This window comes from Alphaproteobacteria bacterium (assembly GCA_039980135.1).
In the GTDB taxonomy this organism is placed as follows: Bacteria; Pseudomonadota; Alphaproteobacteria; order UBA6615; family UBA6615; genus UBA8079.
The window spans coordinates 1-15881 of sequence record JBDXCV010000012.1 but is presented as its reverse complement, the minus strand read 5'-3'; the positions used below and the strand labels follow the sequence as shown (position 1 = coordinate 15881).

The following is a 15881-nucleotide window of genomic DNA, read 5'->3' as shown; positions in this document are numbered from 1 at the left end:
AACGCAATCGCGTCACCCCCAGAGGCCTCCGACATCACCTTCGTAATCGCTGCCGTCAGCGTCGTCTTGCCATGATCAACATGACCAATCGTGCCAACGTTGCAATGCGGCTTCGTTCTCTCAAACTTCTCTTTCGACATTACTCAGTCTCCGTCTGATACCGCCGTCCACAATTACGCGACGGTAAAAAATTCCAACTCCGGCATTACGCCAATTTCGATACGACCTCTTCCGCGACAGCCTGCGGAACCTGCTCGTAATGATTGAACACCATGGTGAAGGTGGCGCGGCCCTGGCTCATGGAGCGCAGCGTATTGACATAACCGAACATATTGGCGAGCGGCACCATGGCGCTAACGACGCGCGCATTGCCGCGCGAATCCATGGAGCCAACCTGGCCGCGTCGGCTGTTCAGATCGCCGATGATGTCGCCCATATACTCTTCCGGTGTCACCACCTCGACCTTCATGACCGGCTCAAGCAGCCGCGTCGAACCCTTTTCAAGGGCTTCGCGGAATGCCGCGCGGGCCGCGATCTCGAAGGCCATGACGGACGAGTCGACATCATGCGATGCGCCGTCGACCAGTTTTGCCTTGAAATCGATGACCGGGAACCCGGCGATATTGCCCGTCTCAAGCGCCTGCAGAAGGCCCTTCTCGACGCCGGGAATGAACTCCCGCGGCACCGAGCCACCGAAAATGGCACTCTCGAACTCGAAACCGGAACCAGCCTCGAGCGGCTCGAAATCGATTTTCACCCGGGCAAACTGGCCCGAACCGCCGGTCTGCTTCTTGTGGGTGTAGTCGATCGTGATCGGCTTGGTAATCTTCTCGCGATAGGCAACCTGCGGCGCGCCGACATTGGCCTCGACCTTGAATTCCCGCTTCATGCGATCGACAAGAATTTCGAGATGCAGCTCGCCCATGCCCTTGAGAATGGTCTGGCCACTTTCCTCGTCGCTCGACACACGGAATGAGGGATCTTCCTGGGCCAGGCGCTGCAACGCCGTCGCCATTTTCTCCTGATCGGCCTTGGTCTTCGGCTCGACCGCGATCTCGATGACCGGATCAGGGAATTCCATCCGCTCGAGGATAACCGGGTCGGCGGAATCGCACAGCGTATCGCCCGTCGTGGTGTTCTTCATGCCTGCAAGCGCAACGATGTCGCCGGCACGCGCAATTTTGAGATCTTCACGATCATTGGCGTGCATCAGCAGCATGCGGCCGACGCGTTCCCGGTTGTCCTTGACCGTGTTCAACACCGAAGAACCGGCCTCGACACTGCCCGAATACACGCGCGCGAATGTCAGGGAGCCGACGAACGGATCGGTCATGATCTTGAAAGCGAGCGCCGAGAAGGGCTCGTCATCAGACGGCTTGCGTACAATCGAGTCTTCCGTACCGGGGACGATGCCCGTAATCGCCGGCACGTCGAGCGGCGACGGCAGATAGTCGACGACGGCGTCGAGCAGCGGCTGCACACCTTTATTCTTGAAAGCCGAGCCGCACAGGACCGGCACCGCGGACAGCGACAACGTCGCCTTGCGGATGCAGGCCTTGAGAGTCTCCTCATCAGGCTCCGTGCCTTCGAGATACGCCTCCATGGCGTCATCGTCCTGCTCGACGGCGGCCTCGACCAGCTTTTCACGCCACTCGGCTGCCGCTGCGGCCATATCATCGGGAATATCGATATACTCGAACTCGGCGCCCAGGTTCTCGTCCTTCCAGACGATACCCTGCATTTTCACCAGGTCGACCACGCCGCGGAGTTCCGCTTCCGTGCCAATCGGCAACTGCAGTACGATCGGGTTGGCGCCAAGGCGGCCGACGATCATTTCGACGCAATTATCGAAATCGGCACCGACGCGATCCATCTTGTTGATGAAGCAGATGCGCGGGACCTTATACTTGTCAGCTTGGCGCCAGACCGTCTCCGACTGGGGCTCGACGCCGGCGACACTGTCAAACACGGCAACCGCACCATCGAGAACACGCAAGGCGCGCTCGACTTCAATCGTGAAGTCCACATGGCCCGGCGTATCGATGATGTTGATGCGGTGATCGTTCCAGAACGCCGTGGTCGCGGCGGACGTAATGGTGATGCCGCGCTCCTGCTCCTGCTCCATCCAATCCATCGTCGCGGCGCCGTCATGGACTTCGCCGATCTTGTACGAACGCCCCGTATAGTAAAGGACGCGCTCGGTCGTGGTCGTCTTGCCGGCGTCGATATGCGCCATGATACCGATATTCCGGTAGCGCTCGATCGGGGTTTCACGATTGGAGGACATGTCTGGATTCTCTCGTTCGGTAATTCGCTAAAAGGCTACCAACGGTAATGGGAGAAGGCCTTGTTGGCCTCTGCCATCCGGTGCGTATCCTCACGCTTTTTCACCGCATTTCCGCGATTTTCTGCCGCATCCTGAAGCTCACGCGACAGGCGCTCTTCCATTGTATTCTCCGGCCGGCCACGTGCCGCCTGGATCAGCCAGCGAAAAGCCAGCGCCTGGGCGCGCTCGGAACGAACCTCGACCGGCACCTGATAGGTGGCACCGCCCACACGCCGCGAGCGGACCTCGAGCTGCGGCTTGATGTTTTCCAACGCCTCGTGGAACGTCCGGACTGGATCGCTGCCCCGCTTGGAGGCAATATCGTCGAGCGCCGCATACACGATGCGCTCGGCAACGGACTTCTTGCCATCCAGCATGACGCTGTTGGTGAATTTGCTGACGACCAGATCCCCAAATTTGGGATCGGGAAGGATTTCTCGTTTTTCTGCGCGGCGACGGCGGGACATATATCTGAACCTTGCTTACTTGGGCCGCTTGGCGCCGTATTTCGAACGACGCTGACGACGGTCAGAAACACCCTGGGTATCCAGAGTGCCGCGGATGATGTGATAGCGAACACCGGGAAGATCCTTGACGCGACCGCCGCGGATCATGACGACCGAATGCTCCTGAAGATTATGGCCCTCACCGGGGATGTAGCTCGTAACCTCGAACCCGTTGGTCAAGCGCACACGCGCGACCTTTCGCAGGGCCGAGTTCGGCTTCTTCGGTGTGGTCGTATAGACACGCGTGCAGACTCCACGCTTTTGCGGGCAAGCCTCCAGAGCGGGAACCTTGTTCCGCTTGATCGGCGCCTTACGCGGCTTGCGGATCAACTGATTGATCGTCGGCATATGGCTTCCTTAGTTCTTACCGTTACGTTTTCGTCGACCGTCTGCACAAAGCAAACTCGGGACAGAAAACGTTTCTGTCCCTGCGAGCAATTTTCGCTAGCTCGTAAGCGTTCGCGCATATGGTTCGTATTGCCAGGGGCAGTGTTTAGACTGCGCAGGTCTACGACCGGCCCCGATCAGGCGCGCGGATACTACTTATGCGCCCTAGGGCCGTCAACACCGAAAAACCATAAAAATCGGGTAGTTGCGGGGCATCTCACCGGACAACCCAAGCGTAATTACCGGGCTGAAAGCATCGTGTTTCACGCAACTTTATTACGCGAATTGGCTTGTTCCCAACGAAACACGCCGCCCCGGGATTTTCCGGAGCGGCGCGCCACGTTCAAACCGTCAGAGGAAGCGCTATTCGGCGGCGCCGGCCTCTTCGATTTCTGTCTGGGCTGCGGCTTCTTCCGCGGCAAGCTGTTTGGCGATCTCGTCCGCCAGTTCGACATCGCGTTCCGCCGCGATTGAACGGACCGCATTCATCACCGCGCCGGTACCGGCGGGGATCAGGCGACCGACGATCACATTCTCCTTGAGGCCGTAGAGCCGATCGACCTTGCCGTTCACGGCAGCCTCGGTCAGAACCCGCGTGGTCTCCTGGAACGACGCTGCAGAGATGAACGAACTGGTCTGCAGGCTCGCCTTGGTGATGCCCTGGAGAACCGGCGAAGCCGTCGCCGGCTTGTTGCCCTCTTCGGCCGCCTTTACATTGACCGCATCGAACTCGACCTTGTCGATGGTCTCACCGACCAGGAACGTGGTCTCGCCCGGATCGACAATCTCGACCTTCTGGAGCATCTGGCGGACGATCACTTCGATATGCTTGTCGTTGATCCCCACACCCTGAAGCCGATAGACATCCTGGACTTCCTTCACCAGGTATCGTGCCAACTCCTCGACCCCGAGCACCCGCAAAATGTCATGCGGGACCGGATTGCCGTCGAGAAGCAAATCACCCTTCTCGACATAGTCACCTTCTTGCACAGAGATGTGCTTGCCCTTCGGGATAAGATACTCGACCGGCTCCTTGCCGTTCGCCTGATCTTCTTCGCTCGGCGCAATCACGATCCGTCGCTTCATCTTGTAGTCGCGACCGAACTCGATCCGTCCATTCGTGTCCGCGATGATCGCGTGATCCTTGGGACGGCGGGCTTCGAATAGTTCCGCGACCCGCGGCAGACCACCGGTGATGTCACGTGTCTTTGAGCTTTCTCGCGGGATACGCGCCAGAATGTCACCGGCCTGCACATGCTGGCCCTGTTCGACATTCAGGATCGCATCAACGGACATGAAGTAACGTGCATCCATCCCGTTCGCGAGCTTGACCACATCGCCCTGCTTGGAACCCTTCTTAGGCCGCAGCGAAACACGCGGGCGCAGATCGGCACCCTTCGGCTGCTGCTTCCAGTCGATCACCACCTTGTAGACGATGCCGGTGGCCTCATCCGTGGCCTCCCGCATCGAGACACCCTCGACCAGATCGACATAGTCGATATAGCCTTCCTTCTCGGTAATGATCGGCAACGTGTAGGGATCCCACTGTGCCAGCGGCTGGCCCTTCTCGACCTGGTCGCCTTCGTCGGCGAGCAGGCGCGAACCATAAGGGATCTTGTGGTGCGCACGCGCGCGTCCGGCCTCATCGATCAACACCACTTCGGTGTTGCGGCTCATCACGATCGGAACGCCTTCGGAGTTCACGACGACATTCCGGTTCTCGACCTTGACGGTGGCATCGAATGCCGCCTCAACGCTCGACTGCTCGGACGCACCCTGCGCCGCGCCGCCGATATGGAATGTCCGCATCGTCAGCTGCGTGCCCGGTTCGCCGATCGACTGCGCGGCGATAACACCAACGGCCTCACCGACATTCACCGGCGTGCCGCGCGCGAGGTCACGACCGTAACACTTGCCACACACGCCGCCATCGCTTTTACAGGTCAGAACCGAACGAATTTTGACCGACTCGATCCCCGCGGTCTCGATTTTCTCGACCAGCGGTTCCGTCATCAGCTCGCCCTTCTTGAGGAGCTTGTCTCCAGTCAGAGGATCAATGACATCCTCCGACGTGGTACGGCCGAGCAGACGCTCTGACAACGGCACGACCACATCACCACCTTCAATGACGGCGGTCATCGTCAGCCCGTCATCGGTTCCGCAATCCTGTTCGATGATCACGCAATCCTGTGCGACATCGACCAGGCGGCGGGTCAGATAACCCGAGTTCGCGGTCTTGAGCGCCGTATCGGCGAGCCCCTTACGGGCACCATGGGTCGAGTTGAAATACTCGAGGACCGTCAGACCTTCCTTGAAGTTCGCAATGATCGGCGTTTCGATGATCTCACCCGACGGCTTCGCCATCAGGCCTCGCATGCCCGCCAACTGACGGATCTGCGCCGCCGAACCACGCGCACCGGAATGGGCCATCATGTAGACGGCGTTGATATTGCCGGTGGCATCTCTCGATTCCATTTCCGCCATCATGGCGTCGGCAACATCGTCGGTGCAACGGGTCCAGGCATCGACGACCTTGTTGTATTTTTCACCCTTGGTGATCAATCCATCCTGATATTGCTGCTCGAACTCCTTGACCCGGTCGGTCGTATCCTCGACCAGGCGACTCTTGAGATCGGGCACGATCAGATCGTCCTTGCCGAACGAAATACCGGCCTTGCAGGCATTCGAGAAACCGAGACCCATCATGCGATCGGCAAAAATCACGGTCTCCTTCTGACCGCAATGGCGATAGACAATGTCGATGATTTCACTGATCTCGCGCTTCGTCAGAAGCCGGTTGATCAGTTCGTACGGCACCTGCGCGTGTTTCGGCAGAATACGGCCGATCAACAGACGCCCCGGCGTGGTCAGAACGCGTTCGACAATCTCGTTGCCGTCGGCATCGACCGTGTCGATCCGCGCCTTGATGCGGGAATGCAGGTGAATCACGCCGGCATCGAGCGCCTGCTGGACTTCGTCGACCGAAGTGAAACCCGGGACGCGATGCGCTTTGACATCGCCATCATTGACTGCCTTGAGCGTCAATGAATCGAGATCCACCGGTTCGGCCGGGTTCTTGGCGTCGATGAAGATCACATCGCCGCCGGCAACGGCCGCATCCAGAGACTTCTTGCTGTCGAAACCGACTTCTTCGCCGGCAGCTTCGTTCACTTCGTAGCTCAGATAGTAGAGTCCGAGCACGATATCCTGTGACGGGACGATGATCGGCTTGCCGTTGGCCGGGCTCAGGATGTTGTTCGTCGACATCATGAGCACGCGCGCCTCGAGCTGAGCTTCCAGCGACAACGGCACATGAACCGCCATCTGGTCCCCATCGAAGTCCGCATTGAACGCGGCGCAAACGAGCGGATGCAGCTGGATGGCCTTGCCTTCGATCAGCACCGGCTCGAACGCCTGGATGCCGAGGCGATGAAGCGTCGGGGCGCGGTTCAACAGAACCGGATGTTCGCGGATCACCTCTTCGAGGATATCCCAGACTTCCGGGCGCTCCTTCTCGACCATGCGCTTCGCGGCTTTGATCGTGGTCGCGTAACCGTACAATTCGAGCTTGTGATAGATGAACGGCTTGAACAGCTCGAGCGCCATCTTCTTCGGCAACCCGCATTGGTGCAGCAGCAGCGTCGGGCCGACAACGATGACAGAACGGCCCGAATAATCGACGCGCTTGCCGAGCAGGTTCTGGCGGAACCGGCCCTGCTTACCCTTGAGCATGTCGGACAATGACTTGAGCGGTCGCTTGTTGGCACCGGTGATGACCCGGCCGCGACGCCCGTTGTCGAACAGCGCATCAACGGATTCCTGCAGCATCCGCTTTTCGTTGCGCACGATGATGTCGGGCGCGCGCAGCTCGATCAGGCGCTTCAGGCGGTTGTTTCGGTTGATCACACGGCGATACAGGTCGTTCAGGTCCGATGTCGCGAAGCGACCGCCATCGAGCGGAACCAACGGGCGCAGCTCCGGCGGAATGACCGGGATCACATCGAGAATCATCCATTCCGGCCGGGCGCCGGATTCAATGAATGCCTCGACGATTTTCAGGCGCTTCACATACTTCTTGCGCTTGGCCTCGGAGTTCGTCTCCTTCAGGTCGACCCGCAAGCGCGCACGCTCGCCTTCGAGGTCGATGGCCATCAGCATGTCCTTGAGGGCCTCGGCACCGATCTTCGCGGTGAAGGCTTCCTCGCCGAACTCTTCCTGCTTGTCGAGATAATCCTCTTCCGACAGGAGCGAATACTGCTCCAGATCGGTCAGACCCGGCTCCGTGACGATGTAATTCTCGAAATAGAGAACCCGCTCGAGATCACGCAGCGTGTTGTCGAGCAGCATGCCGATACGACTCGGCAGCGACTTCAGGAACCAGATATGCGCAACCGGCGACGCCAGTTCGATATGGCCCATACGCTCGCGGCGCACGGACTGAAGCGTCACCTCGACACCGCATTTCTCGCAGACGATGCCGCGATACTTCATGCGCTTGTATTTGCCGCACAGACACTCGTAATCCTTGATCGGTCCGAAGATCCGGGCGCAGAACAGGCCATCACGTTCCGGCTTGAACGTCCGGTAGTTGATGGTTTCCGGCTTCTTGATCTCGCCGTAGGACCAGGAACGGATACGTTCCGGGCTGGCGATCGAGATTCGGATCTCGTCGAAACTCTGCGGGCCATGGGGTTGACCGAAGACATTGACGAGTTCGTTCATTTAACTACTCCCGGTAGGGGGTTTCTCTGTTTCAGGATCATGCAGCCGGCCGACTATCGGGTCGACTGATTAAGCTGAACGTCGAGTCCGAGCGAGCGGAGTTCCTTCACCAGCACGTTGAAGGATTCCGGAATTCCCGCTTCAAAATTATCATCACCGCGCACGATCGATTCATAGACCTTGGTACGTCCGGCCTTATCATCCGACTTGACCGTCAGCATTTCCTGCAGCGTGTAGGCGGCACCATACGCTTCGAGCGCCCAGACCTCCATTTCGCCGAACCGCTGACCGCCGAACTGCGCCTTGCCGCCCAACGGCTGCTGGGTCACCAGGCTGTACGGACCGATCGAACGTGCGTGGATCTTGTCGTCGACCAGATGGTGAAGCTTCAACATGTAGATGTAGCCAACCGTGACCGAACGCTCGAAGGTTTCGCCCGTACGTCCGTCGACGAGTTGCACCTGGCCCGAAACATCGAGCCCGGCCATCTCGAGATGTTCGTTGATCTCGGTTTCCGTCGCACCGTCGAACACCGGCGTCGCGATCGGCACACCATTGCGCAGGTTGCCGGCCAGTTCCGAGACCGCGTCGTCGGACATCTTGTCGATGTCTTCGTCGGACGTCTCCTTGCCGTAAACCTCGGACAGCTTCTTGCGAATCTCGGCCGACTTCCCGTTCTCATCGAGAGAACTCATGATCGCGCCGATCTGACGGCCGATCCCGCGGGTGGCCCAACCCAGATGGGTTTCGAGAATCTGCCCGACATTCATGCGCGACGGCACACCCAGCGGGTTCAGCACGATATCGACCGGCGTTCCGTCGTCCAGATAAGGCATGTCTTCCATCGGCATGATGCGGGAGATCACGCCCTTGTTGCCATGCCGGCCGGCCATCTTGTCACCCGGCTGCAGCTTACGCTTCACCGCGACGAAGACCTTCACCAGCTTCATGACGCCCGGCGGCAATTCGTCACCGCGCTGAAGCTTGTCGACCTTATTGTCGAAACGGGCCTCAAGAGCCAGGACCGCTTCGTCGAAGCTGTTCTGGATCGCCTCGATCTCGGACATCCGGCTGTCATTCTTGACGACGAGCTGACGCCACTGACCCGGCGTGAAGTCGCCGAGAACCTTGTCGGTCACCTTTACTTCGCCCTCGATGCCCTTCGGCCCCTTCACGGCGGTCTGATTGAGCAACAGCTCCTTCAGGCGGCTGTAGAAGCTCCGCTCCAGGATCGCCTTTTCGTCGTCGCGATCCTTGGCCAGGCGTTCGATTTCGGCGCGCTCGATCGACAGGGCGCGCTCGTCCTTGTCGACGCCGCGACGCGAGAACACACGCACCTCGACGACCGTCCCGGTCACCCCCGGTGGCACCTTCAGGGAGGTGTCACGAACATCCGCGGCCTTTTCGCCGAAGATGGCGCGCAACAGCTTCTCTTCAGGTGTCATCGGCGATTCACCCTTCGGCGTGACCTTGCCGACGAGAATGTCGCTCGCATTCACTTCCGCACCGATATAGACGATGCCGGCCTCGTCGAGATTCTTCAGAGCCTCTTCGCCGACATTCGGGATATCGCGCGTGATCTCTTCCTGACCCAGCTTGGTATCGCGGGCCATGATCTCGAACTCCTCGATATGGATCGAGGTAAACACGTCATCGCGCACGATACGTTCGGAGATCAGGATGGAGTCTTCGAAGTTGTAGCCATTCCACGGCATGAACGCGCAAAGCACGTTCTTGCCGAGCGCCAGTTCGCCGAGATCGGTTGACGGACCGTCCGCGACGATGTCCCCCTTCTCGACCAGATCGCCGACCTTCACCAGCGGACGCTGGGTGATCGACGTGTTCTGGTTGGACCGCTGGAACTTGAGGAGGTTGTAGATATCGACGCCGGTGTCGCCACCGCCGATGTCACCGGTCGCCCGGATAACGATACGCGTCGCATCGACCTGATCGATGATGCCAGACCGGCGCGCGACAATCGCCACACCCGAATCCCGCGCCACCGTCTCTTCCATGCCGGTGCCCACCAACGGCGCCTCGGTCTGAATCAGAGGCACCGCCTGGCGCATCATGTTCGAACCCATCAGCGCACGGTTCGCGTCATCGTTCTCGAGGAACGGAATGAGCGCAGAGGCCACGGACACGAGCTGCTTCGGCGAGACGTCCATATAATCGACATCCGTCGGCAGCGCCATGAGGTAGTCGTTGCCCTGGCGGCAGCTGACAAGCTCATCGGACAACTTGCTTGCCTTATCGATCGTCGAGTTCGCCTGGGCGATCGTATATCGGCCCTCTTCCATCGCCGACAGATAGACGACCTCGTCGGTTACCTTGCCATCCTTTACTTCGCGGTAGGGCGTCTCGATGAAGCCGTATTTGTTCACCCGCGCATAGGTTGCGAGCGAATTGATCAGGCCGATATTTGGGCCTTCCGGCGTCTCGATCGGGCAGATGCGACCATAATGGGTCGGATGCACGTCGCGTACCTCAAAGCCCGCACGCTCGCGCGTCAGGCCACCCGGTCCGAGCGCCGACAGGCGGCGCTTATGGGTAATTTCCGACAGCGGATTGGTCTGATCCATGAACTGGCTCAACTGCGACGAGCCGAAGAACTCGCGCACCGCTGCGGCGGCCGGTTTCGCGTTGATCAGGTCATGCGGCATGACACTGTCGATCTCGACCGTCGACATGCGCTCGCGGATGGCGCGCTCCATGCGCAACAGGCCGATGCGATACTGGTTTTCCATCAACTCGCCAACCGACCGGACCCGGCGGTTGCCAAGATGATCGATGTCATCGATCTCGCCCTGTCCGTCCTTCATGCCGACCATCAGCTTGATGATCTGGAGGACGTCGTCCTTGCGCAGGACGCGCACGGTGTCGGGGCATTCGAGCTCGAGACGCGCGTTCATCTTCACACGCCCGACCGCCGAAAGATCGTAACGCTCGTTGTCGAAGAACAGGCTTTTGAACAGGTTTTCCGCCGTTTCATACGTCGGCGGCTCACCCGGGCGCATCACACGGTAGATGTCGATCAACGCATCTTCACGCGACCGGTTCTTGTCCGCGGCGAGGGTGTTGCGGATATACGGCCCGACGGTGACATGGTCGATCGCCAGGGTCGAGAAGGCCTTGATCTTGAGTTCCTCGAACGCTTCGAGGACCTCTTCCGTGATCTCATCGCCGGCCTCGAAGAGAACCTCACCCGTATCTTCATTGATGATGTCTTCGGCGAAATACTGGCTGAGCAACTCTTCGCCGCTCACCAGAATTTCCTTCACGCCCGCTTCTTCGATCTGGCGCGCAACGCGCGGCGTGAACTTGGCTTCCGCCTCGGCAACAACCTTGCCGGTCTTCGCATCAACGAGATCATGGGTCAGCTTGACGCCCCGCATGCGTTCGGCATCCAACGGGGTCTGCCAGCCATTCTTGGTCAGGCTGTAATTCGTCTTGTCGTAGAAATAGTCGAGAATTTCCTCATGCGACATACCCACGGCCTCGAACGGCTCGAGATCGCGGCCTTCCTCGGCGCGCTCGGCGCGCAGTTCGGCCGTTGCGGCGCTGTCGAGCGCCATCAGGAATGTTGTCACCGGCAGCTTGCGGCGGCGATCGATCCGGACATGCACAATATCCTTGGCATCGAATTCGAAATCGAGCCACGAACCGCGGTAGGGAATGACGCGTGCGGCGAACAGGAATTTGCCCGACGAATGGCTTTTGCCACGGTCATGATCGAAGAAGACGCCCGGCGAACGGTGCATCTGCGAAACGATCACGCGCTCGGTGCCGTTGATGACGAACGTGCCCTTGACCGTCATCAGGGGCATGTCGCCCATATAGACGTCCTGCTCCTTGATGTCGCGGATCGAACGTGAGCCGGTATCCTCATCGACATCCCAGACCACGAGACGCAGCGTTACCTTCAGGGGCGCCGCAAAGGTCATGCCGCGCTGCTGGCATTCCTCGACATCGTATTTCGGTTCCTCGAGCTCGTACTCAACAAACTCAAGCTGCGCCTTTTCCGAAAAATCACGGATCGGGAACACGGATTTGAACACCTCCGTGATGCCCACATCCGCACGCTCGCCTTCCAGCGTGGTGCTGTTCAGAAACTGGTCATAGGAACTCATCTGAACCTCAATGAGGTTCGGCATGGGCGCCACTTCCTGAATACGCCCAAAGTTTTTACGGATACGTTTGCGACCGGTGAACGACTGCGCCATTAAATGCCTCTCTTCGTTGTCGCGAGCTTATGCCCGCGACCAATCGGGCTATTCCAATTCGACTGACCGGATCCGGGCTCGCGCCCTTCCGGCATCGTCGCATCGTCGCCGACCACTATGTTTCGCGGCCTTCGGCGATCCGAGGATGCCGGCGGCGGCGGGAATTGCTTCCCGGCCACCGCCGAACCCATTGCTGGCGAGCTACTTGAGCTCGACGGTCGCGCCCGCTTCTTCCAGCTTGCCCTTCAGCTCATCGGCCTCTTCCTTGGTCACGCCTTCCTTAACCGGCTTCGGCGCGCCCTCGACGAGGTCCTTGGCTTCCTTCAGGCCCAGACCGGTAATCGTCCGGACCTCTTTGATCACATTGATCTTTTTCTCACCCGCAGCGGCAAGGATGACGTCGAATTCCGTCTGCTCTTCAGCAGCGGCGCCAGCTTCAGCCGGGGCACCCGCAGCCACCGCAACCGGTGCCGCGGCGCTAACGCCCCATTTTTCCTCGAGCATCTTCGACAACTCGGCGGCCTCGAGAACAGTGAGAGCGCTGAGATCCTCTGCGATTTTTTCAATATCTGCCATTTTCATTTACTCCTGAGACTTTGAGAGACTTTTCGTTATCCGAATTTCAGACCGGCCTACGCTGCCTCGTCCTGATTTGCGTATGCGCCAAAGACGCGTGCAAGTTGTCCGGCGGGTGCCTGAAGCACACCGGCGACCTTGGTCGCAGGCGCGTTCAACAAGCCCACCAGCTTGCCGCGCAGCTCGTCGAGCGAGGGAAGCGACGCCAATGCCTTCACGGCATCCTCATCGAGCAGGGTGTCGCCCATGGCGCCCCCGACAACGGTGAGTTTGTCATTTTCCTTCGCGTAGTTGACTGCCACACGTGCCGCCGCCACTGGGTCGGCGGAATACGCAATCGCGGTCGGCCCGGAGAACAGATCGTTGATCGGTTCATAGGGCGTACCCGCCAGGGCGAGTTTCGCGAGCCGGTTCTTCGTCACTTTGTAGCCGGCACCTGCCTCACGCATACGGGTCCGGAGTTCTGTTGTCTCCGATACCGTAAGCCCGGTCTGTTGCGTCACCACGACGAGCGCGGCCTCCGCAAAAGACTGGTTGAGTTCGGTAACCAGCTCTTCTTTTCTAGCTCGGTCCACTTACCGTCTCCGCAAACTTGGCGCGAGCCGAACGTATCGACTTACCGCACCGTTGCAATTTGGCCTCGGCCCCTAACGGACCGAAACCGCTCCTAAACCTGTCCCAGGAGCGATACGAACGGTCATTTGCCCGTTCGCCTTCTCCCGTCTATGCCGGCCGCTGCTTCCAGCACTTAGGCCCGCCGGGCTGTAACCCCTTGGACGCCTGCAGTCTCGGACAGTATCCCCGCCCCGGATGACCCCGGCTGCGGAAATCTCACTGACGGCCTATTCGGCCGCTTCCTGCGACGAACCACCAACGTCCGCCACATCGAAACGCACACCCGGACCCATGGTCGAGGTGAGCGCCACCTTGTTCACATACGAGCCTTTCACACCGCTCGGTTTGGCCCGCATGATGGCCCCCAGAAACGCGTCGAGATTCTGACGGATCTGGTCCTCGCTGAAACTCGCCTTGCCGATGCCGGCATGCACGATCCCGGTCTTCTCAACCCGGAACTGCACTTCGCCGGACTTGGCATTCGTGACCGCCTCGGTCACGTCATTCGTCACCGACCCCAACTTCGGGTTCGGCATCAGGCCGCGCGGGCCCAGCACCTTACCGAGACGGCCCACGACGGGCATCATGTCCGGGGTTGCAATCACGCGATCGAAATCGATCTCGCCATTCTGCACCTTCTCCGCCAGATCATCGCCGCCGACGATGTCGGCGCCGGCCGCGAGGGCCTCTTCGGCCTTCTCGTCCTTGGCAAACACGGCGATACGCACTTCCTTGCCGGTGCCGTTGGGCAACGCGACAACGCCGCGCACATTCTGATCGGCGTGACGCGGGTCGACGTTCAGGTTCAGTGAAATTTCGATCGTCTCGTCGAATTTCGCCGTGGCGTTCTCTTTCACCAGGCGCACGGCCTCGCCGATCGACACCTTGTTGTCGGGATCGACCTTCTCACGCGCGGCACGAAGACGCTTTCCGGATTTAGCCATCGTTAACCTACCACTTCCAGGCCCATGGAACGGGCCGTGCCCTTGATCATCTCCGCCGCGGCGTCGATATCATGAGCGTTCAAATCAACCATCTTCGCTTCCGCGATTTCGCGGCACTGTGCGTCCGTGACACGGCCCACAAGATCACGTCCCGTGGTGCCGCTGCCCTTTTGCACGCGCGCGGCCTTCTTCAGGTAGTAACTCGCCGGCGGAGTCTTGGTCACAAAGGTGAACGACTTGTCCTGAAAGACGGTGATGACCACCGGCGTGGGCACACCCTGCTCACCATTCTGGGTCTGCGCGTTGAACGCCTTGCAGAACTCCATGATATTCAGGCCGGCCTGACCGAGCGCCGGCCCGACGGGCGGCGACGGATTGGCCTGTCCGGCCGGGATTTCCAGTTTGACGTAACCGTCAATTTTCTTCGCCATGATTAGACCTCATGTCCTTTCGAGGTTTCGCGGTACGGCGCCCCAAGGGCTTATGGAGCCGACCTCCCGCGCACCGCCTTGCGGCGGCCAACAAACGTTCAGGTTAAAGCTTTTCGACCTGACCGTATTCCAACTCAACCGGCGTAGACCGGCCAAAAATAGAGACCGAGACCTTCAACCGCGCACGTTCTTCATCGACATCCTCGACCACGCCATTGAACGACTGGAACGGGCCGTCATTGACCCGCACTTCCTCGCCGATGTCGAAGGTGACGGACGGTTTTGGCCGCTCGACGCCTTCCTTGACCTGGTGCAGGATCCGGTCGGCCTCGGCCTGACTGATCGGCGCCGGCTTGTTGCCCGCCCCGAGAAATCCCGTCACCTTCGGCGTGTTCTTCACGAGGTGATAGCTCTGCTCGTTCATGTCCATGCGAACAAGCACATACCCCGGAAAGAACTTCCGTTCCGAATTCACTTTCGAGCCGCGGCGCATCTCGACCACTTCCTCGGTCGGCACCAGCACATCCTCGAACATGTCGTTCATGCCCTTGGTCACGGCCTGTTCCTTGATCGACTGCGCGACCTTGGATTCGAAGCCGGAATAGGCGTGAACAACAAACCACTGCATGCCCATCAAACCATTAACTCCCGACCGACAGGGCCAATTGAACGAGCTCCGCCAACACAATGTCGACGAGGAAGAAGAACACGGCCGCGAACGCCACCATGACAACGACCATCAGGGTCGACTGAATTGTTTCGGTACGCGTCGGCCATGTGACCTTGCTCACCTCTTGTCGTACCTGGCGTACAAACTCGCCAACCGATGGTTTCGCCATTCGTTCCGCTTTCATCGCGTTACTATTTCTCACCCGACACAAATGCAGGCCGGACGATCCGGCTGGCAGGAGTGGTAGGACTCGAACCTACAGCCCCCGGTTTTGGAGACCGGTGCTCTACCAATTGAGCTACACTCCTATCCACCGAACGCACCGTCGCTACCCGCTCCGGCCTATTCGATGATGGAGGTGACGACGCCGGCGCCGACGGTGCGGCCACCTTCGCGAATGGCGAAGCGCAGACCGTCATCCATCGCAATCGGTGCAATCAGGTTCACAACCATCTGGATGTTGTCGCCCGGCATCACCATC

The 15881-nt window shown here is 59.6% G+C and carries 13 protein-coding genes and 1 tRNA gene; all 14 read right to left on the bottom strand.

Features of this window, described 5'->3' with window-relative positions; genetic code table 11:
* On the bottom strand, window positions 1-140 hold a 140-nt coding region (locus tag ABJ363_15855), incomplete at its 3' end, for a GTP-binding protein (protein MEP4380466.1).
* 65 nt (window positions 141-205) lie between these two features.
* Window positions 206-2287 carry an elongation factor G gene (gene fusA, locus ABJ363_15850; GenBank protein MEP4380465.1) on the bottom strand — a complete coding sequence of 694 codons (2082 nt, stop codon included), beginning with the start codon at window positions 2285-2287 and terminating at the stop codon, window positions 206-208.
* A 35-nt stretch (window positions 2288-2322) separates the two neighbouring features.
* Complete coding sequence (rpsG, locus tag ABJ363_15845; protein ID MEP4380464.1) at window positions 2323-2793, bottom strand: 30S ribosomal protein S7; 471 nt, start codon at window positions 2791-2793, stop codon at window positions 2323-2325.
* Window positions 2794-2808: 15 nt separating this feature from the next.
* A complete protein-coding gene (gene rpsL, locus ABJ363_15840) occupies window positions 2809-3180 on the bottom strand; it encodes a 30S ribosomal protein S12 (protein MEP4380463.1) in 372 nt (123 codons plus the stop codon).
* Between the two features lie 402 nt (window positions 3181-3582).
* Window positions 3583-7941 carry a DNA-directed RNA polymerase subunit beta' gene (gene rpoC, locus ABJ363_15835; GenBank protein ID MEP4380462.1) on the bottom strand — a complete coding sequence of 1453 codons (4359 nt, stop codon included), beginning with the start codon at window positions 7939-7941 and terminating at the stop codon, window positions 3583-3585.
* 53 nt (window positions 7942-7994) lie between these two features.
* Window positions 7995-12164: a DNA-directed RNA polymerase subunit beta gene (rpoB, locus tag ABJ363_15830; protein MEP4380461.1), complete on the bottom strand. Its 4170-nt coding sequence runs from the start codon at window positions 12162-12164 to the stop codon at window positions 7995-7997.
* Window positions 12165-12365: 201 nt separating this feature from the next.
* Entirely contained in the window at window positions 12366-12740 is a 375-nt protein-coding gene (gene rplL / locus ABJ363_15825) for a 50S ribosomal protein L7/L12 (protein MEP4380460.1), read from the bottom strand.
* Window positions 12741-12796: 56 nt separating this feature from the next.
* Entirely contained in the window at window positions 12797-13315 is a 519-nt protein-coding gene (rplJ, locus tag ABJ363_15820; GenBank protein ID MEP4380459.1) for a 50S ribosomal protein L10, read from the bottom strand.
* 267 nt (window positions 13316-13582) lie between these two features.
* Window positions 13583-14299, bottom strand: a complete 717-nt coding sequence (gene rplA, locus ABJ363_15815) for a 50S ribosomal protein L1 (protein ID MEP4380458.1) — start codon at window positions 14297-14299, stop codon at window positions 13583-13585.
* A 2-nt stretch (window positions 14300-14301) separates the two neighbouring features.
* The gene (gene rplK / locus ABJ363_15810) at window positions 14302-14730 is read right to left on the bottom strand and encodes a 50S ribosomal protein L11 (protein MEP4380457.1); all 429 of its coding nucleotides are present in this window, start codon (window positions 14728-14730) and stop codon (window positions 14302-14304) included.
* A gap of 103 nt (window positions 14731-14833) precedes the next feature.
* A complete protein-coding gene (gene nusG, locus ABJ363_15805) occupies window positions 14834-15364 on the bottom strand; it encodes a transcription termination/antitermination protein NusG (GenBank protein MEP4380456.1) in 531 nt (176 codons plus the stop codon).
* 7 nt (window positions 15365-15371) lie between these two features.
* A complete protein-coding gene (secE, locus tag ABJ363_15800) occupies window positions 15372-15569 on the bottom strand; it encodes a preprotein translocase subunit SecE (protein MEP4380455.1) in 198 nt (65 codons plus the stop codon).
* A 63-nt stretch (window positions 15570-15632) separates the two neighbouring features.
* A tRNA-Trp gene (locus ABJ363_15795) sits at window positions 15633-15708 on the bottom strand.
* A 34-nt stretch (window positions 15709-15742) separates the two neighbouring features.
* Window positions 15743-15881, bottom strand: a 139-nt coding sequence (gene tuf / locus ABJ363_15790; GenBank protein MEP4380454.1) for an elongation factor Tu, incomplete at its 5' end; no start/stop codon positions are given.